The organism is Amycolatopsis benzoatilytica AK 16/65 (assembly GCF_000383915.1).
Lineage (GTDB): Bacteria > Actinomycetota > Actinomycetes > Mycobacteriales > Pseudonocardiaceae > Amycolatopsis > Amycolatopsis benzoatilytica.
In genome coordinates this window covers 1,895,240-1,914,675 of sequence record NZ_KB912942.1, presented here as the reverse complement: position 1 = coordinate 1,914,675, position 19,436 = coordinate 1,895,240, and the positions used below count along the sequence as shown (strand labels likewise).

15 protein-coding genes are annotated in these 19,436 nt (G+C 71.7%); 8 read left to right on the top strand and 7 right to left on the bottom strand.

The features are described 5' to 3' along the window. Positions 1 to 11: 11 nt before the first annotated feature. The 5 genes from AMYBE_RS0109050 to AMYBE_RS41220 form a co-directional block, all read right to left on the bottom strand. On the bottom strand, positions 12 to 635 hold the full coding sequence (locus AMYBE_RS0109050; RefSeq protein ID WP_020659046.1) for a cupredoxin domain-containing protein: 624 nt from the start codon (positions 633 to 635) through the stop codon (positions 12 to 14). After that, entirely contained in the window at positions 632 to 1,147 is a 516-nt protein-coding gene (locus AMYBE_RS0109045; protein ID WP_020659045.1) for a hypothetical protein, read from the bottom strand. The genes AMYBE_RS0109050 and AMYBE_RS0109045 overlap by 4 nt, the downstream gene beginning before the upstream one ends. A 70-nt stretch (positions 1,148 to 1,217) precedes the next feature. Further along, positions 1,218 to 2,216 carry a cupredoxin domain-containing protein gene (locus tag AMYBE_RS0109040; protein WP_020659044.1) on the bottom strand — a complete coding sequence of 333 codons (999 nt, stop codon included), beginning with the start codon at positions 2,214 to 2,216 and terminating at the stop codon, positions 1,218 to 1,220. 30 nt (positions 2,217 to 2,246) lie between these two features. Further along, positions 2,247 to 3,161 (bottom strand): copper resistance D family protein, encoded by a 915-nt coding sequence (locus AMYBE_RS0109035; RefSeq protein ID WP_020659043.1) that lies wholly within the window; start codon positions 3,159 to 3,161, stop codon positions 2,247 to 2,249. Positions 3,162 to 3,165: 4 nt separating this feature from the next. Next, positions 3,166 to 3,783, bottom strand: coding sequence for a hypothetical protein (locus AMYBE_RS41220; protein ID WP_034286871.1), 618 nt, complete (start codon positions 3,781 to 3,783; stop codon positions 3,166 to 3,168). A 275-nt stretch (positions 3,784 to 4,058) separates the two neighbouring features. On the opposite strand from AMYBE_RS41220, the gene AMYBE_RS0109025 reads away from it, so the two are divergent. After that, a complete protein-coding gene (locus AMYBE_RS0109025; protein ID WP_020659041.1) occupies positions 4,059 to 4,655 on the top strand; it encodes a copper resistance CopC family protein in 597 nt (198 codons plus the stop codon). Between the two features lie 407 nt (positions 4,656 to 5,062). Here AMYBE_RS0109025 and AMYBE_RS0109020 read toward each other — a convergent pair whose 3' ends face one another. Continuing rightward, positions 5,063 to 5,683, bottom strand: a complete 621-nt coding sequence (locus tag AMYBE_RS0109020) for a hypothetical protein (protein ID WP_020659040.1) — start codon at positions 5,681 to 5,683, stop codon at positions 5,063 to 5,065. 205 nt (positions 5,684 to 5,888) lie between these two features. Between AMYBE_RS0109020 and AMYBE_RS0109015 the strand changes: the two genes are divergently transcribed. Next, the gene (locus AMYBE_RS0109015; RefSeq protein WP_020659039.1) at positions 5,889 to 6,878 is read left to right on the top strand and encodes an isopenicillin N synthase family dioxygenase; all 990 of its coding nucleotides are present in this window, start codon (positions 5,889 to 5,891) and stop codon (positions 6,876 to 6,878) included. 55 nt (positions 6,879 to 6,933) lie between these two features. Here AMYBE_RS0109015 and AMYBE_RS0109010 read toward each other — a convergent pair whose 3' ends face one another. Then, a complete protein-coding gene (locus AMYBE_RS0109010; protein ID WP_020659038.1) occupies positions 6,934 to 8,451 on the bottom strand; it encodes a CYTH and CHAD domain-containing protein in 1,518 nt (505 codons plus the stop codon). Positions 8,452 to 8,676: 225 nt separating this feature from the next. Here AMYBE_RS0109010 and AMYBE_RS0109005 point away from each other — a divergent pair, with 225 nt between their 5' ends. The 6 genes from AMYBE_RS0109005 (at position 8,677) to AMYBE_RS41210 (ending at position 19,401) form a co-directional block, all read left to right on the top strand. Further along, positions 8,677 to 10,617, top strand: a complete 1,941-nt coding sequence (locus AMYBE_RS0109005; protein ID WP_020659037.1) for a hypothetical protein — start codon at positions 8,677 to 8,679, stop codon at positions 10,615 to 10,617. Next, complete coding sequence (locus AMYBE_RS41215; protein WP_020659036.1) at positions 10,614 to 12,215, top strand: PEP/pyruvate-binding domain-containing protein; 1,602 nt, start codon at positions 10,614 to 10,616, stop codon at positions 12,213 to 12,215. The genes AMYBE_RS0109005 and AMYBE_RS41215 overlap by 4 nt, the downstream gene beginning before the upstream one ends. Before the next feature lie 142 nt (positions 12,216 to 12,357). Beyond that, a complete protein-coding gene (locus AMYBE_RS0108995) occupies positions 12,358 to 15,087 on the top strand; it encodes a cation-translocating P-type ATPase (RefSeq protein WP_034288175.1) in 2,730 nt (909 codons plus the stop codon). A gap of 97 nt (positions 15,088 to 15,184) precedes the next feature. After that, on the top strand, positions 15,185 to 15,619 hold the full coding sequence (locus AMYBE_RS0108990) for a nitroreductase family deazaflavin-dependent oxidoreductase (RefSeq protein WP_245573165.1): 435 nt from the start codon (positions 15,185 to 15,187) through the stop codon (positions 15,617 to 15,619). A 253-nt stretch (positions 15,620 to 15,872) separates the two neighbouring features. After that, a complete protein-coding gene (locus tag AMYBE_RS0108985) occupies positions 15,873 to 16,901 on the top strand; it encodes a lysylphosphatidylglycerol synthase transmembrane domain-containing protein (RefSeq protein ID WP_020659033.1) in 1,029 nt (342 codons plus the stop codon). Positions 16,902 to 18,009: 1,108 nt separating this feature from the next. Beyond that, complete coding sequence (locus tag AMYBE_RS41210) at positions 18,010 to 19,401, top strand: wax ester/triacylglycerol synthase domain-containing protein (protein ID WP_020659031.1); 1,392 nt, start codon at positions 18,010 to 18,012, stop codon at positions 19,399 to 19,401. Positions 19,402 to 19,436: the final 35 nt, after the last annotated feature.

The window sequence follows — 19,436 nt, the reverse complement described above, 5'->3', positions numbered from 1 at the left end:
CTGGCCAGTCGTCAGGCTTTCCGTGACGTCAGCAGGAGCAGGCAGCCGATCGCGACCGCCGTCACGAGTCCGGCGACGAGCAGCTTCGGGTCGAGGCTGGTCGTCGCCTGGGCGACCGGCGCGGTCGCGGCCGGTGGGGCCGCCGCCGGGACGGGTTGGCTCGGCGCGGCGGCCGCGGTCGCGGACGAGGAGGCCGTTGGCGCGGCACTCACCGGAGGCGCTGCCGCGGCGGTCCTGCTGGGAGTGCGGGAAGCGGACACGGAAGGGGTGGTTCGCGGAGCGGGCGGCTGAGTGGTGGCAGCTGGCTGAACTATGACCTGGGCTCGCATATCGGGATGGACGGAGCAGTAGTAGGCGTAGGTGCCCGCGGTCTGAAAGGTGTAGCTCCAGCTTTGCCCCTGGGACAGTTGCGGGCTGCGGAAAGCGACCGGGGCGCTGGTGGTGACGACGTCGTGCGGGGCGGTGTCGTGCTGGATCCAGGTGACGCTGTCGCCGACGTGCACGGTCAAAGACGCGGGCGAGTAGGCGTAGTCCTGCATCATGACGGTCTGCGCAGCCGCAGCGGCTGGGGATGCCGGTGCGGCGAAAAGGCCGAGCAGGACGGCGGCGGCCAGTAGCGCGAAGAAGCGTTTCACAGCACGAACTCCCCGGCGAACTCGATGCGAACCGGCCGGCGGGCGAGCTGCCGCAAGAGCCGACTGACTGTCCGAAGAGGACGGCGGGGCGGCGGCAATGTTCCGCTCAGCCAGAGGACGACCTGCCCCTCCCCCGCCTCGCGGACTTCGCCGCCGAGCACCAGATCGCGGGCGGAATCGCCGAAGTCCAGGCGCCCGGCGAACTCGGCCCCGGGCCGTTCGGCGATCTCCTCGCCGGTGAAGAGCACCGTGCCCAGCTCCCGGGTGACCATCGCGGACACGAACGGGACGCCGGACCGGAAGGACGAGCCGTCGATCTCGGCGGTGACCACGCTGCCTTGCGGGTCGCGGGTGAACGTGGCACGGCGCACGGTCAGCCGTCCGCGCAGCACGGGGAGCCCGAGCAGCCGCAGCGTCAGCTCCAGCACGCAGCGATCGGGCCGGATCCGGTGGACGCCGGGGTCCGGGTCGAGGGAGCCGGCGGCGGGCAGGAACCGGGTGTCGGTGGGCACGAAGTCCTCCGGGGGTCGAGGCGGTCCGGGGCGGGCGCGACGGCCCGCCCCGGACCAACGGTCGGCACGGTCAGCAGGACGCCTGGTTCAGCAGCGGCGTCAGGACGCTTTCGAGCCAGACGGTGTGCGTCTTGATGTACTGGTCCAGGTTCAGCAGATCGGTGACCTGCTGGCCCGGGGACTCTTCGAGGTGCGCGGCCTTGATGTGCGCGATGATCGGTGCGAGCGTGTCGGTGACGACCTTGTCCGCCGACCCGTCGAACGCGGGCTTGAGCACGCTTTCCAGCCAGACAGTGTGCGTCTTGATGTACTGGTCCAGGTTCAGCAGATCGGTCGCCTGCTGCCCCGGGGACTCTTCCAGGTGCGCGGCCTTGACGTGATCGAGGATCGGCTGCAGCACAGCCTTGGGCACGCACGTGCCCGGTGGGGCGTCGGTGGGCATCGGCATCGAGTGCGTCGGGCTGGACGGCGCGGTAGGCGTCGCGGACGACGGCGGGGCGCTCGGCGACGACGGCGGCGGGGCCGCGCCGTCGACGGTGACGGTCGCCTTCATGTCGGGGTGGATCGAACAGTAGTAGGAGTAGGTGCCTGCCTTGGTGAAGGTGTGCGAGAACGTCCCGCCGGTCTGCAGGGTCGGCGACGAGAACTTCTCCGGCCCGTCGGTCACGACGACGTTGTGCGGCGCGGTGTCGTGGTTGGTCCAGGTCACCGTGTCGCCGGCGGCGATGGTCAGGCTGGCCGGGGAGAACTTGTACCCGCGCATCTCGATCTGTTTGGCCGAGGCGGTCGCGGCCGCCGGTGCGGCGCCGCCTTGTTGCTGCGCCAGCCCCTGGTAGAGCGGGACGGCGAGCGGGCTCTGCTTCGCCAGCGCCGCGAGGTCGACCTGCGCCGTGTTCGGCGCGGCGACCGGAGAGGCCGGCTGTCCCGGGCGCAGGGCGGTGAGACTGACCAGGGCCGACGCCAGTGCGACGACCGCGACCGCGATCGGCCACCGGCGCCGGCGAGCCGCCGCGGGCGGGGCTTCCGGCCGCGTTCCGGCGGCGGCAGAGGTGGGTTCCGGGTTGTCCATCAAGGAGATTCCTTTCCAGGGTGGAGACGTTCACCGGCCGGGACTGGCGGTGACGAGGAGGCTCGCCGCGAAAAGCACCACGACGACGAGCGTGGCTTCGGCGGCGACGGAATAGACGAACGGACGGACCGCGCCGGCGTCGCCGCGCAGCACCACCGCGAAGTCGAGACGCCGCGCGACCCAGCTCTTGCTCGCTTGCGCGAACAGCAGGACCACCGCGAGCACCGCGAGTTTCGTGAGCAGAATCCGGCCGTAGCCGGAGGTGAACACGCGCCCGAAGCCGCCCAGCGTTTCGGCCGCCAGCGCAACCCCCGCGACGATCACGACCAGGACCGAGGCGAGCGCGAGTTTCGAATAGCGCGGAACGACGTCGGCGAGTTCGTCGGGGTCGCGCCGGGACAGCACGCCGAACAGCAGCATCGCGAGCCCGCCGATCCACGCGCAGATCCCCGCCAGGTGCCCGAAATCCGCCAGCTGGCTCACCAGCGGATGCGAGCTTTCCGCCGAGTGCCCGGTCAACCCGGTGGTGCGCAGCAGCCCGGCCGCGACCACGCCCGCGCCGACCCGCCATCCCGTCGACACCGCGGCCCGCCGGCCGCGTTGCAGCACGTCGGCGAGCACGACGCCGCCGAGCACCCACAGCAGCGCTTTGGCGAACCAGATCCGGCCGAACTGCCCGCCGAGGACTTGGCCGAGCAGATCCGGATCGAACAGGTCCGCCGGCGACCGCTGCGCCACCCACGCGCCCTGCAACCCGAGTCCGGCCACCGTCCCGGCGAATCCGAGCACCCAGCCGGTCACCAGCACGCGGCGCGCCCGGCGGCGGTCCGCCCCGGAAGGCCACAACAGCGCAAGGAAGAACAGCCCGCCGACGAACACCGCGAGGCCGGCGTAGTCCGCGGATCGGGCGAGGACATACCAGAACTTGGCCGAGCCGGGTTCCATCGGCTCAGCCCCCGCTCGCGGGAATCGCCGCGGACGCCGTCGCGGCGGGCGGCAACGGCACTGCGCCCGGGAGCTGGGCCGGAGTTCCTGGTGCGGTCGGGCAGAAACCGATGAGCGTCGCGAGGAGCCCGTTGGGGCCGGTCACCCCGGCCCCGGCGGTGAGCCCGCCGACCAGCGGCAGCCCGCCGGCTGTGTCGAGGACGGGTTGGACCGCTCCCGGCTGGCAGGTCGGCGCCGTCGTGGAAGGCGGGGTCTGCGGGGGCGTTCCCGGCGGGACCGGATCTCCGGACGGCTGCGGGTTTTCCATGGTCGGCACCGCCACGTCGCTCGTCGGCGCGTCGGCTACCGGAGCGGCCGGCAGGTCGCCCGGCGGCGGCCCGCCGTCCGGCATCGGCGGCATCGGCGGCACGGAAGCCATCGGAGGCAGTTCGCCGTTCGGCGGCGGCTGCTGCGGCGCGGGCACCGCCTGCGCCGGAGCCTGATCCGAGGCCGCCGGGCCGGTCGCAACCGTCGTCTTAAGCCCGATGCCCGAGGCGTATCCGACCACTACGACGACGGCGCCCGCGAGACAGGCCGCGACCACCTGGTCCCGTCGAAGCCCTGCTGAAGCCACCACAAGCATTTCCTTCCGACCGGGAACGCGATTCCGAAGTCGTCGACTCGGAATGGATCTAGACGAATGCGAGCACCTCACCAGACCGCACGTTTCAGCAGACGACCCGACCATGACGGGAACGTAAAATTGATCTCCGAATACCGAACGCCAAGCAGTGAACCAATCGCCCCAGCGGACGGTGAGAACTATTTAACCCTGCCGTTTCACTATCGCCGCACCGGCGACAACAGGGCTCCGACACCATCTCCGCCCACCATCAATTCCTCCAGGAAGCAGGGTTCATGCCGGAATTCCCCAGCGTCTGCCCCTCGGACCGCCGCCGGAAACGCATCACGCGCGCACTCACGACGACGTTCTTCCTCCTCTTGGCGACGGTCCTGCCGACCTTTCCGGCCGAAGCGCACAGCTTCCTGGAAGCAAGTACTCCGGCGAAAGATTCCGCCGTCGACTCCGCACCCGCGAAAATCGTTCTCACCTTCAACGAGCCGCTGGACAGCGGATTCACCGAATTGACGGTGCGCGGACCGGACGGGGCGACGCACTGGGAGTCCGCGGCCCCGACGACCGAGGGGCCGACCCTGACCGCGCCAGTCAAGCCGCTCGGCCCGGCCGGAAAGTACACAGTGGACTACCGGGTGGTGTCCGCCGACGGACATCCGGTGTCGGGTTCCTACGCCTTCACGCTCACCAAACCCGGCGCCGCCGTCGCCGCGCCCGCCTCCGCTGTTGCTCAGCCGGCGCTCGCCGCACCGGCAGCCGCGCCCAGCGACACCGGCAACGACCTGCCCGGATGGGCGTGGGTCGCCGCCGCGGCAGTCCTGCTCGTCGCAGGAGGGATCGTCGCGGCCCGGATCTCCCGGGGATCCTCTCCGGACTGAGCCGCGCCAGTCCGTTCGCCCGCCAAAATCCGGCCGGGCCGGGCCCTCGCTTTCCCTGCGAGGCGGTCGATTCCGTTGTGCGCCGGGCTTTTCCGGGTTCCCACGATGGCGGCCGCCGTCGACGCGCCACGGGAATCACCGGTCCAGCCGGTTGTTCCGGGCGGGCGGACTCGTCCGTGAAGGGCCCCTTGTGGGAATCTGAGTCCCGGAAAGGGCCCTTCACGGACGTCCGTGTGCGATCTCGGCACCCCAGCCGGCCGAGACCCGCTCTAGACGGACCGGCCGGTTTCTCCTTTGTGGACACTGCGGGCGACTCCACGTCGCGACGGCGCGCAATTCTCCGACCTTCGCGCCGGACCGGATCGGGAACGCGTCCGCCCGGGCCGCGTTCCCGGGGAGAAACCCGGTCAGGCGAGTTCAGGTACCCGCAGATGCGCCAGAACCAGCTCGAATTCGCACACTTCCATGACGTGCGCACCGGTGTCCTCGGTCGCCGACGTCCGGACCCGGGCCGCCCGCTCGTCGCTGCGCCGCATCGCATCGACGTTGTCGTAGGCGACCGAGGACACCGCACGGCCGCTGCCTCGGTCGACCAGCAGGCTGGCGCTGCAGAAGCCTTCGAGGCTCTCGATCGCGGGCAAGGCACCCATCTTGTAGGCGTCGATGGCGCGGTCGAGCCGCGCCGCGTCGGTCTGCAACCACGTGGCCCGGACACAAGCGCCCGGCCGCGACCGGTGGTCGCGGTGCAGGAAAGCGATCTCCCACTCCTCTACGTGCGGGGTGCCGCCGAGCAGCTGCGAAACCTGATGCCGCAGCGGCCGGACGGTGTATTCGCTGGCCCGCATCGCGTCGAGGGACTCCCACGAGCTGGTCGCTATGCACCGGCCCGAACCCCGGTCGGCCAGCATCGACAAACCCACGAAGCCGCCGGCGGCCTGCAACTCCGGCAGCACCACATCGCGAACCTGCCCGACCCCGTCCTCGATCGCAGAGACATTCGCCTGGATCGTCGTGGAACGCGCGTACACGGCCCACCCCCTGCCTGATCTGGGCAGCGCCCCGGCGGCGCCACCGGACGCACCCGAGCATCCTCCAAGCACCAGCGTCGTGGCAACCGGCGCACTCTTGATCTCGACGGAGCGCCTCCGCGCCGAAAACCCCGCCCCCGCGGCCCTTCGCCTCGGTGAAACACAGCCCATTGCCCTGCCGCCCGGACAGTCGTATTTTGCCGGCATGGTGCGGGAAATCCTTCGGGCCGACTTCGCCGACGCGACAGCATCCGAGCCTCGCCGGCGCGCTTTTGCCGAGACGATGGAGCGCGGGCTCCGCGAAGTCGGCTTCGTCTTCGTGCGAACGCCGGAGGTCGCCCGGATGCTGCCCGCCGCGTATGCCGCGTTCCGCTCGGTGTTCGAACGGCCTCCGGAGGAACTGGACCGCTACCGCCGGCCGGAGATCCATCACCTGCGCGGCTATACCCCGCTCGGTGTCGAAACCGCGGCCGCCTGCCGGCGGTCCGGGGTGGACGGCGCGTCCCAGCCGGACCACCGCACGTGCTGGCTGGTCGGCCCCGAATCGTTGACCGACCCCACGCTGAAAGCGCGTTTCCCAGCGTTCTACGCCAGCAACGTCTGGCCCGAAGGGGCACCGGTGTTCCGCACGGCCGCGCTCTCGCTGTTCACCGCCCTCGACCGCATCGGCCAAGCGGTCCTGCGCGCGCTCGAACCGAGACTCGGCTACCCAGAAGGCTTTTTCGCCGAAATGACCCGCGACGCGAGCACCGCGTTGCGGCCCCTGTGCTACCCGCCGATCAGCGCGCAGCAGGCCGGCACGGTCGTCTGGGGCTGCCGGCACACCGACGGCAACCTCATTTCGGTCCTCCCGCCGTCGACGGGAAAGGGACTCCGCGTCAAACTCCGCGGCGGCGGCTGGATCGAGGGCACCGCGCCACCGGACCACACGATCGTGCAGGTCGGCGACATGCTGCAGTATCTGACCGGCGGATACCTGTGCTCCGCCGTCCATCGGGTCGACGCTCCGGCCGGCCCGACCGGCGACAGCCGCTATTCCAGCCCGCTGTTCCTCTACCCGCGCGCCGACGTCGATTTGAGGCCGGACGCCCGGTGGAACGCCGATCCGGACAGATACCGGTCGATCACCGCGGCGGCATTCTTCGAGAAGCGGCTGCGCTCGATCGGATTGACCGCAGTGCAAGGGCAGACCTGACGATCGACCACGGCCGGCCTCTTCGAGCTCCCGCGAGATCCGGGGCGACCCGGTGTCAGCGCTTCGACCCGGCGAGCCACCGAGTGAGCCGAGGTCTGGCCGCCCGCTTCCAGGCGCGGTCGAACCGGGCCCGGTCGGCGCGGGCGGCGGCGCGTTCGCGTTCGACGAGCCGGCCGCAGGCGAGGATCACCGCCGGGTCGTCGGGATGCCGCCTGGCGAGCTCGGCCCATTCCTGGGCGGCGATGACCGCGTCGTGATGGTCGCCGAGGACGTCCTGGATTTCGGCGATGGCGTCGGCCAGCCGAGCAGCGTCCCGGCCGATCGCGGGTGCGACGGCTTCGGCTGCGTAGCGGGCGCGTTTGGCCTGGATGCGGGCTGCGTGCCAGGACTCGTCGGGGTCGAGGGGCTTCAGCTTCGCAGCGGTCTCGAGATTCCGCCACGCTTTGGCGACCCGGCGTGGCAGGGTGCGGCTGGCGGGACGCCGCGCCTGAGCGGTGAGTCGCGGATGCAGGGCGGCCTCGACGAGGGCGTCGAGGACCTCGGCGTAACGACGGGCGTCCATCGCCTCGGCGAGCGCTTGCAGTGCGCACCGCTCCCGCTCGGCCAAGTCGCCGTCCAAGACGGCGATCGCCCGCTCGTCGAGCGGCGCCAGCGGATCGGCGCCGGCCGTGTGGTGCAGCCGGGCATGCAGCACCTCGGCATCGCGGGGTTCGCCGAGCACGCCGCCCAGCCAGCGGACGTGCTCGATGACCGGTGCGGCGAATTCCGGGTCGACCAGGGGCGCGAAGATCCGCAAGTCGCTGCGCAGCCGACGGCAGCACACTCGCATCTGGTGCACGGCGTCCGGCTCGAGGCGGCGCACCCGCACGTCGTGGTCGATCAAGCGGGCCACGGTCCGGCGCAACGCGTCCGTGACGACTTCGCCCCCGGCCGGTCGATGCGGAAGCGGGCCGGGCGGGGTGAGATCGGGCGGTTCGAGCGCCTGGGCGCCCAGTGCCCGGATCGCTTTGGGCACGAACTCGCCCCCGGTCGCCCCAGCCTCGGCGAGCAGCGTCGCGGTCCCCCGCATTGCCGATGCGGCGAGGTCCCCGTGTGCCTTGCGTTCGACCTCCAGCTCCCGGAACCGCGCGACAGTCTCGCCGTCGCGGCGAACAGTGACACTGTCGTCGACCAGTTCGACCAGCGCCTGGCCGGTCTGGTCGCGGACCTCCCACGCGTCGCGGATCGTTTCCAGGGACACCACCGGAGCGAGCGCGGCGGTGCGCAGCCACCCGGTGACGAGCCGAGCCAGTTCCGGTGGCGGTTCGCCCTCCGGGCCGGCCGCGGCCAGCTCTTCTCGCACGTTCACGGTCCCGGTCGGCAGCTTCAAGTGCCAGGGCGGGCCGTCCTCGCCGGTGCGGCGGCGCAACGTCACACCAGAGCGGGCCAGCCGCAGATCGGCCGAGTCGTAGTAGGTCGCCGCCAACCGGCGGGTGCCCGCCCGCAAGACCTCACCGCCGTCGGCCGCGAGCGAGGCCAGCCCTGGCAGGACGAAATCGTCGCTTGCCGAGAATTTCAGCTCCTCTTCCCGCATCTGCGAGACGCTACCGGCGTTGGCGACGGACTTCTGCGGTCGAACGGCCCGCCCGGCAGCTGACGATGGTCCCTCCGCTCGGGTAGCGACCGACGGCCCGTCGGCCCGGGTCCAACGACCCTGCCCGGCTGCCCTGGCACTGGACGATCCTCGACCCGGGAAGAAATCGGGAACCGGCGGCCCGCTGCTGATCGGTCGCGTCGGTCATAGGCGGAGGTCCCGACGATGACCGTTCCTGCGGCCAAGACCGAGATCGTCGAGGAACTCGGCGAACCGACTCTGCTGCTGCCGTTCCTGGTCACTCGCGGGCTGGCGGCCAACGAGCGGGCCAAATACTTGCTGAGTCTGGTGCAGGCAGCCAGAAACCGCGCCGACCATCCGGCCGGGCCGGTCGCTGTGTTGCGCGCCGAACGACTCGCTGCCGGAGTCCGCGACCCCGGCTACGACGAGGTGGTCGCCACCGCCCAGCGGGCCGACGACGGCCGGTATCTCATCGCCGGAGCGGCCCGGATTCAGCGGGAACTGCACACCGCGATCGGGCAGATGCTGGCACCGCTGACAGCGGCCGGCGTTGCCGCGCCGGACGCGGCACGCCTGGCCGCGCTGTCGGCCGCCGCGCGCGAGATCACCGGTGACCTGGTGGACGGCGATTACCTGGATGCCATCGCTTCGACCAATCGCCGCGACGGCGACTCGCCGCATTTGCTGGTGATGGACGCCCACCGTGCCCTGAACCAGCTGCAGGGCCGGCTCGCCACCGAATCGGTCGACGGCGCGGCCTGCTACCGGCTCGGCGAGGGCGATCGCGAGCTGGTGGCCGCGTTCATGGCCGGCGTCCACGAGACCGAGGCCATGAAGTTCGACCACCCTGGCCTGGCCACGACGGCGACCCGGGACGGCGACCGGCTGGTGATCCAGAACGATCTCGGCACCACGGACGCCCATGTGGTCCTGCTGGCGGTCGAGGGGCTGGCGGCCACGCTGACCTACACCGATGTGCACCCGCGGCGGCTGCGGTTCTTCGAGTCGATGCTGGCCGGCTACGACGTCGACTGGTCCGACGCTCAGCGCCGGCACGGCGGCGCGGTGCTCGGCGAGCACCACGTGGCGGTCGCCCGGTTCGTGGCGGCGGACACCGCCGGGCTCGCGTCGTACCTGCGGCGGGTCGGATCGCGGCTGGTATTCGTCCTGGACTGGAACCGGGCCCGCAAGCGGCTGACGCCGTTGCTGGGCCGCGATGCCGCGATCGCCGTGCTGAGCTGGGCGGCCGAGGAGAATGTCGGGCACCTGGCCTGGCTTTCTCTCGGCGGCGAACGGCTGATCTACGACGCGGTCGAGGCCGCGGTCACCGTGCGGGCCCGCTACGGGGAACCGCTGGTCGACGTGCTCGGCCGGGATTCCACCGTAGCGGTCACGAAATTCGCGCTCCGCGCCGCGGCGCTCGGCCGGCTGGCCGGCAAGTCCGCGCGGCTGATCCACGACGAGCTGCGCGTCGAAGTCCGTCGACACGTCCAGGCATCGCACCAGAGACTGCTGGACACCAGCGCCGAGCACGCCAGTCTGATCGTCGAGTGCGCGCAGGCGCTGCACGGGGCCTTGCTGCGGCTCGGCGCGCCGGGCGGCGCGGACTACCTGCAGCGCGCGGCGGTCCGGGCAGCCGGCTGGGAGCACCGGGCCGACGAGTTCGTGATCGCACAGCGCCGGGACGCCCGGCGGGTCGACGGCGGCGGCACCGTCGCCCGGCTGACGGTCACCGCCGACGACGCTGTCGACTCCCTCGAGGAGGCGGTGTTCCAGCTGACTCTCCTGGCACCGGACGCGACCGGCGCGATACCGCCGCTGCTCGAACCGGTCGCCGCGGTGGCCGTGCGGGCGGCTCGCGAGCACCTCAAGGTCGTCGAGCTCGCCCGGCATGTGGTCGACGGAGCCCAGTCCGAGGACCTGGAGGATTTCCTGCTCGCCATCGAGCGGGTCGGCATTCTGGAACACGACGCCGACTCGGCCGACCGCACTGCCCGTGCCGCACTGGTCACCCAGGCTCCCGAGTTCCGCAGCCTTTACGTCGCCGACGGAGTGTCGCGGACCGTGGAGGACGCCACGGATGCGCTGCTGCGCTCGGCGCTGGGGCTGCGCGACCACATTCTCGGTCTGGTGGCCAGCCGATGAGCCTGTTCCTCCTGAGCGCCAGCGGCTCCCCCTCGCCCGACACCGAGATCGTCGGCGCGAAGGCCGCCGGCTTGATGCGCATGGCCGACGCGGCGCTGCCCATCCCGCCCGCGTTCGTCCTCGGCACCCCGCTCTGCGCGGACTACCACGAACGCGGCGGACAGCTCGACGCACCGGTCCGCGAGCTGATCGCGCGCGGAATTCGTCATCTCGAACTCCGCACTGGCCGGCGGTTCGGCGCCGACCGCAGACCTCTGCTGGTGTCAGTGCGCTCGGGCGCGCCGGTATCCATGCCCGGCATGCTCGACACCGTTCTGGACGTCGGGCTCTGCGAGCGCACGCTGCCGGGACTGCTGCTGGCGACCGGCGATCCGGTATTCGTCTGGGACTCGTTCCGGCGATTGATCCAGTGTTACGCCGAGGTCGTCGACGGCAGCTCGCCCGCGCCGTTCGCCGAACTGGCCGACGAAGCGACCCGGCGGCACGGGGTACCCGCGGTGAACGAGCTCGACGTCGCCGGACTGCGCGAACTGACCGGCCGGATGCTCGAAACCTACCGGTCGGTCGTGGGCCGGCCGTTTCCCCAAGATCCGGCGGCTCAGCTGACCGGTGCGATCGAGGGAGTGTTCCGATCGTGGAACAGCGACCGGGCGGCCGCGTACCGGCGGATCGAGCGGCTGACCGACCTTCCCGGCACCGCCGTGACCGTGCAGGCCATGGTGTTCGGCAACCGAGGACTGGACTCGGGCTCCGGCGTAGCCTTCACCCGCGATCCCGCCACCGGCGAGCACCGCTTGTATGCCGATTTTCTCCTCGACGCCCAAGGCGAGGATGTCGTCGCCGGCCGCAACCGCATCGGCGACGGCAGCGGGGAAACCGATCTGAGCCCGGCTCTCGCCCGGCAGCTGAGCAAAGTCGGCAGCACCCTGGAAACGGTGTTCGCCGACGCCCAGGATTTCGAGTTCACCGTCGAAGAGGGCACCCTCTGGCTGCTGCAGACCCGCGCCGCCAAACGCACCCCATGGGCGGCGCTGCGCATCGCCTGCGATCTGGTCGACGAGGGCCTCATCGACCGCGACACCGCCGTCGATCGGCTCCGCGGCTACGACCTGGACCGCATCACCCGCCACCGGCTCGTGCCGGGGCCGGGGCAGCGGACGCTCGGGCGCGCCGTGCCCGCCAGCACCGGCGTCGCCACCGGCCCGATCGCACTGGACGCGACCGCCGCCGCCGATCATCTGCGGCACGGTGCGCGGGCGGTCCTCGTGCGGCCCGAGGCATCCACCGACGACATCGCGGCGCTGGCAGCGTGCGGCGGCCTGCTCACCGCCCGCGGCGCACGAACTTCGCACGCGGCCGTGGTCGCCCGCCAGCTCGGCCTCGTCTGCCTGGTCAACTGCGCCGACCTCGTTATCGACGCCAAAGCCCGCACGGTGCGCTTCGGCGACCTCGAACTCCGCGAAGGAGATCCGATCACCGTCGACGGCGGCGACGGCAGCATCTACGCCGGCGCCTTGGACTTGGTCGAGGAACGTCCGACCGACCTCATCGACCGGATCCGCGGCTGGCAGCGGAACCGGACAGCGCCGCGCGGGTAGCCCGCCGTGTCCGCGCCAGCCGTCCGCGCGGCGAGGCTGGCCGGAGGGGTCGTTGGTCACCGAGGTGAGGGCAACCGGCCGTCGTCCGCTCCGGTCCCGCCGGGCGACACTGTGGCCGAACGCGGCGACTCGTGGGGTGCTGATGACCGAGACCGATGCGGAGCTGGACGTCCGGTTGGACCCGACCGAACAGGTGGATCGCCTGTTGCGGGATCTGCGCAGTTCCCGCTCCGGGCTCAGCACCCGGGAGGCCCAGCGGCGTCTGGTCCACAGTGGACCGAACGAACTGCGCCGGCGAGGCGGCCGGCGGTGGCCGCGGGAGCTGGCGCGGCAGTTCACCCATCCGCTGGCGCTGCTGCTGTGGGCCGCGGCCGGGCTGGCGTGGCTGGTGGGCATCGAACCGGTGGCCATCGCGATCGTGGTGGTGATCGTCGTGAACGCGGCGTTCGCGTTCGCGCAGGAACAACACGCCGAAAAGGCGGTGGAAGCGCTGGCCGCCTACCTGCCGATGCGGGCCAAGGTGCTGCGCGACGGGCACGTCACCGAGATCGAAGCCGCCCAGCTGGTGCCCGGAGATGTGCTGGTCATCGAGGAGGGCGACCGGATCTCGGCCGACGCCCGGCTTCTCGACGGCGGCCTCGAGGTGGACCTGTCCGCGCTGACCGGAGAAGCGCTGCCGGCCTTCCGTTCCGCGGATCTCCTCGACGGCCAGGAGCCGCTGCTGCAAGCGCGGGACCTGGTGTTCAGCGGCACCACCTGCACCGAAGGCGACGCCCGCGCGGTGGTGTTCGCCACCGGCATGCGCACCGAGCTGGGCCGGATCGCCGCACTGTCCGAGCGAGTGGAACGCGACGAAAGCCCGCTGGAGCACCAGGTGCGCCGGGTGGCCTGGCTGATCGCGCTGATCTCGGTGCTGCTGGGCGTGGCGTTCATCCCGGTCGCGACGCTCGGCGCCGGGCTGTCGTTGCTCAACGCGGTGGTCTTCGCGGTCGGGCTGCTGGTGGGCAACGTCCCCGAGGGGCTGCTGCCGGTCATCACGCTCGCGCTGGCGATCGGGGTGCGCGGACTGGCCCGGCGCGGCGCGGTCGTCAAACGGCTCAGCGCGGTCGAAACCCTCGGCTCCACCGACGTCATCTGCACCGACAAGACCGGCACGCTCACCGAGAACCGGATGCGCGTCACCGTGATCCGCACCGCGACCGGCGCCCACCCCTTCGACACCGGGCAGCCCCCGCCCGCCGACGTGCCGCTGGCCCGGGTCGCGGCCGCGATGGCCGCCTGCAGCAACGCCCGCGTCGACACCCCGGACCATCCGATCGGCGACCCCACCGAGGTCGCCATGCTCGACGCGGGCGCCCTGCTGGGCGTGCGGCTCGACCCGGAGGAGCGGCAGCGCAGGCGGCAGCGGCAGTTCCACTTCGATCCGAGCCGCAAACGAATGTCCACGCTCGACGCGGCGGCCGACGGCCGGATCTGGGTGCACACCAAAGGCGCCCCGGAAACGGTGCTGCCCTTGTGCACGAGCGAACTCGACTCCGAAGGCCGGCCGGGACCGCTCACCGCGGACCGCCGTCGCGAACTCGCCGGCCTCGTCGATGCCCAAGCACGCCAAGGACTTCGCGTCCTCGCCGTCGCCGAACGGCCACTCCGACCCGGTGCCGCTCCGCCCGCGAACCGGGACCAGGCCGAGCGAGACCTGACCCTGCTCGGCCTGGTCGCCATGGTCGACCCGCCCCGTCCCGAAGTCGCCGGCGCGGTAGCCGACTGCCACGCCGCGGGCATCGGCATCATCGTCATCACCGGCGACCACGGCCTCACCGCCGCGGCCATCGCCGAACAAGTCGGCATCACCCAGGGGAATCCGACCGTGATCACCGGCGAAGAACTCGACCGGATGAGCGAAGCCGACCTCGACACCCTGTTGTCCGGGCGATCGGAGCTGATCTTCGCCCGTTCCTCGCCCGAGGCCAAGCTGCGCATCGCCGACGCGCTGCGCGCCACCGGGCACGTCGTCGCCATGACCGGCGACGGCGTCAACGACGCCCCCGCTCTCCGCCGCGCCGACATCGGCGTCGCCATGGGCCGATCCGGCACCGACGTCGCACGGGAAGCGTCCACCGTCGTGCTCACCGACGACAACTTCGCCACCATCTCCGCCGCCGTCCAAGCCGGACGGCGCGTCTACGACAACATCCGCAAATTCATCTTCTACATCTTCGCGCACGCCACTCCCGAAGTGGCGCCGTTCGTCGTGTTCGCACTCTCCGGCGGGGCCATCCCGCTTCCGTTGACGGTGCTGCAACTGCTGGCCTTCGACGTCGGCACGGAAACCCTGCCCGCGCTGGCGCTCGGCCGCGAGCCCGCCGAACCCGGCCTCATGCGCCGCCCGCCCCGCACGCGCGGCGAACCCGTCATCCGCGGCCCCATGCTGCTGCGCGCCTGGTTGTTCCTCGGCGTCCTCTGCGCCGCACTGGAAATGGCCGGATTCTTCTACGTCCTGCTCGGCGCCGGCTGGCATCCCGGCGACCCGGTCGGCCCTGGCACTCCCCTGCACCATGCCTATCAGCAGGCCACCACGATGACCTTCTTCGGCATGGTCGCGGGCCAGATCGGCACCGCCTTCGCCGCCCGCACCGAACACGCCTCGCTGCGTTCGATCGGCGTCTTCTCCAACCCGCTCCTGCTCTGGGGCATCGCGTTCGAACTCGTCCTCGCCGCCGCCATCATCTACTTCCCGCCCTTGCACGCGGTCCTCGGCACCGCAGCGCTCACCCCGGGAATGCTCGCGTTCACCGCCCCCTTCCCGGTCGTCGTCTGGGGTGCCGACGAAGTCCGCCGCTGGCTGCTCCGCCGGGCACGCCCCGCGGGCTGACCGAAGGTCCTCCTCAGGCGTGGCTTTGTCCTCCTGACCCCCGCGTGCGGTGCGGCGAATCTGGACCCGAGCACGGAGGCGACTTCGGGAGGGCCGTATGTCCACAATGGATCGAGACCGCACGTCGGGAACGGAGCGGCCCGCGAAGGACCCGCTGCGGGCATTCGTCAAGCACATCGTCAACCCGCTCATGATGCGAGTCGCCGGAAGCCGACACTGGTACGCGGCGGTGATCCGGCACACCGGGCGCCGGTCGGGAAAGGCGTACGCCACTCCGGTGGTCGCGGACCGTGCCGGGAACGGTTTCGTCATCCCGCTGCCCTACGGAACCGGGGTCGATTGGCTGCGCAACGTCCTGGCCGCCGGCCGGGCCACCGTCCAGGCCCGCGGTGAGACCTACGAGGTGACCGCACCGCAGATCATCGACGCGGCCACCGCCTGGCCCCAGGTGCCGGCCGCGCATGCCCGGGTCTGGCGACGGCTGGGGATCGCGCACTACCTGCACGTCACCATCCGCACCGACCAGCCCTGAGCGGAGCGTCCGATGGCGCCTTGCCGGGCAGAGCGGGCCTCGGAAACGAACGACGCGGCCGGAAAGGACAGGCGGATCCGGCTGCCCGATGTCGTCGTGAAGGCCGCGCGACACCCAGCACGACGCGACAGGTCGAGGCAGGGCCAGCGAGCGCTTCCCCGCCTCGACGGCGCCACACCAGGGTCTTTCGACATCTCCGTGCGGGCCCCGAGTGCCCTTGCCGACCTGCCGAGGCGGCGGAGAGCCTGACCCCATGGCGCTGTGGACGGCTCTGAAGTCGGCGCGGCGGTCGCGCTGGCGGCTGGTGGCCGACTGGGTGCTGGCAGCCGCCGGGCTCGGGGTCGCCGTCTGGCAGTTGACGCCGACCTTGGCGACCACGGACGACCTCGGTGCGCGGCTGGCCTCGCTGCGGTGGGGCTGGCTCGGCATGGGCGTCGCCAGCGGCATGGCGTCGCTGGCCGCATACGGCGAGCTGCAACGTCTCCTGCTGGTCTCGGGCGGCAACCGGCTGCGGTCCACGACAGTGCAGGCGGTGAACTTCGTCGGCAACGCGATCGCCCAGTCCGTGCCCTCCGCCGGTGCCACCGCCGGTGTCGCCTACACCGTCGCGGCGCTGCGCCGCCGAGGCGTGGACACCGGGCTCTCGCTGTGGGCGACCACCGTCGCGGCGATCCTTTCCGCGTCGCTCCTGCTGGCCGCAGCACCCTTCGCGCTGGCATTCGACGGACTGCTCGGCTGGTGGCCGGCCACCGGGCTGGCGTGCGCCATCACGCTGCTGACCGGTGCGGCCGGATGGCTGATCGACCGCCCCGCGTCGCTGGCCTGGGTTTCCCGTCAAACCGTCGCGATCGCGCGGCACCTGCCCATCGGTCGGCTCCGGCGCTGGGCCGCCGCCGGTTCGCAGGCAACCGGCCGGATATTCGCCCGCATCGCCCGTCTGCGGCCGCGGTCACGCGAGTGGGCCTGGTTCGCCGCGGTCGCCGCCGTCAGCTGGGTGCTGGATCTGTGGACGCTCGCGTGCTGCGGCCTCGCGGCGGCGGAATCCGTTCCGTGGCCCGCCCTCATTGTCGGCTTCCTCGCTGTCCAGGCGAGCATCGGGATCCAGCTCACCCCGAACGGGGCGGGGCCCGCCGAAACCGCGCTGCTGGCCACGCTCACCGCGGGCGGACTGGCCGCGCCCACCGCCGCCATCGCAGTCCTGCTCTACCGCTGCGCCAGCTGGCTGCTGCCCACCGCCGCCGGCTGGCTCACCTTCCTCGCCGTCTCCCACCATGACCGATGAACCAGCGCGGGCATCGGCAGTCGCCGGCAACAACGGCCGATATCGCGCGGCGGTGGCCCGGACGCGGAACGCGCGGCGCGGGATGCGCGGCGCGGGATGCGGGATGCGGCGGCGCAAGGCGGGATGCGGCGGCGGCGCGCGGATTCTCTCCCCTCACCGCTGAGCCCGGCACGCGGTGATTCAGGCCGTGAAGGGCCCCTTGAGGGAACCAGATTCCCTCAAGGGGCCCTTCACGGACTTCAAGCGGGCGCAGCGACGGACTTCAAGCGGGCGCAGCGGCGGGCTTCAAGCGGGCGCAGCGGCGGAAAACCTTGCACCGCAATGCATACCCATCGGCGAGGAGGTCCCGTACCGACTTCCGAGTAGGCAGCCGGGTCTCCGCTCCGCAAGCCGCATCCGGTCATTCTTCCCCGCGCGAGAGTGCACATCCTCCCGGATTCCCGCACCGCCGGTCATCGTTTTCCCGACGGCGAAAACCCAGGATCCGCAGGGCATTGCCGCTCACCCGAACGGTCCTGTTGCGGTAGCCGCGGCGTTCTGCTTATTCTCGTGCGGCCTGCCGCCCCGGACCCCGGCGATTTGGGTTTCATCGGTTGAAAGCGGCAGAAGGTCGATTCCCCCGACAGCTGGTCGGTCGAAGCAGTCGTGGCGCGTTGAGCGCCCGTGCGGGAACGTCGCCTTGCGCCGATCGAAGATCAATGAATGCCAGACGGGCCGCGTGCGGTGCCGCGTTTCGTCGGGGGAACGCGGCCCTGTCCGCGGCAGCCAGGGTGGGCACCGGTCGGCGCGGAGTCGGCCGGTTCCCGTCCGCTTCCGCCCGGATGACCCTCCCGAACCAACAAGGAGATCGCATGCCGCAGCCCGGATCCGACCACGTCCAGCACGCCGCCGAGCCAAGCTGCGCGGAGTCGATCGCCGGTGACGCGGTGCCGTTGGATCCGTCCGTGCTGGCGTGGTGTCCCGCGTGTGGCGGCACGGGCAGGGAGCCGGCGGTGCCTCCGGCCGCCGCCGCTGATCGGGCCCGGACTGCGCTCGTCGAGGTCGAGTGCTGGTGGTGCCGGGGGGTGGGAGTGCTGCCACCGCGGGTCGGGGGTGACGTGGCTTCGGGATGGCGGTGACCATGACCCGGCTGTCCGGGCTCGACGCGTCGATGTTGGCGCTGCACAACCAGCGCCGCCCGATGACCATCGCCGCGATGCTGCTGTTCGATACTCCAGAGCCGGTTCGCCCCGCGCGGATCGCAGCGCTGCTGGCCGAACGCGCGAGTCGCGTGGACCGGTTGCGGCGCGGCCTCCCCCGCCCGTGGTGGCAGCCGGGCGCGCGCTGGAGCGACACCCCGGATTTCCTTCCCGGTGCCCACATCCGCTGGGAACGTCTGTCGCATCAGCGGACGCCGGACGACGCGGCGATGCGCGCCTGGGCCGCAGCCAGGCTGGAGGTCCCGCTCGACCCGACCCGCCCGCCGTGGCGGGTGCATATCGCCACCGGGGTGCCCGGCGGCGGATTCGCCGTGCTGGTGATGCTGCACCACGCTCTGGCCGATGCGGTGGCGGCTCTCGCGATCGGGCGGGCATTGTTCGACCCGCCGCCCGAGCCCGTCGCCGATGCGCCGGCGAAGACCGCCACCGCGGCAAGTGCTGCCGGGGTGCGGCCGTTGACTCAGGCATTTGCCCGGGCGGCCGGGGTGCCACGCGATCTTGCCGCGCTGCCGCAGCAGGTGTGGCGGCAGGCCGGGGAGGTCGGCGCCGTCGCGGCGGCGGCGGTGGGCGCGGTGCGCCCGGGCAAGCTGGGAGCGGCGCTCCGCGGAGCGCTGGCCGCCAGCCCACGCCGTGAGGTCGCGTTCGTCGATCTCGATGTCGAGGACATCTGCCGCGTCCGCAAACGAGTCGGCGGCACCCTCAACGACGTCGTGCTGGCCATCCTGACCGGCGCTTTGCGCACGCGGTTTCACCAGGAATCCGGGGGCAGTGAGCGGGATCGGACGGCGCGGGTGCTGGTGCCGGTCAGCGTCCGCGCGCGTCGCCGTGCCGCCGCCGACGACGACGGCAATCACTTCTCCGGGTATCTGTGCGAACTGCCCACCCACCTGGCCGATCCGGCCGACCACGCGCACGCCGTGCAATCGATGATGCGCGCCCACCGGGCATCCGGCGCCTCCCGTGGGGCCGGTGCCCTCGCCCTGCTCGCCGAGCACCTTCCGGCACCCGTGCATCGGCTGGCCACGCCGCTGCTCGCGCCCGCAGCACCACTGCTGCTGGACACCATGGTCACCACGATACCGTTTCCCGACACGCCGCTGTCCCTCGACGGTGCGCCGGTGCGGGCCTGCTACCCGCTCGCACCGCTGCCGCCCGGCGGCGGCTTGTCTATGGCGACCACTCGCTACCGCCGCCGCGTCCGTCTGGGCCTCACCGCCGACCCGGCTCTTTTCGCCGACCTGACCGGTTTCGCGACCGTGGTGCACGACGCCGCGCACGCCCTGCACGAAAGCTGTGGCTGACGGAATCGGGCCGGCGACGACGTTCGGGAAAGCCG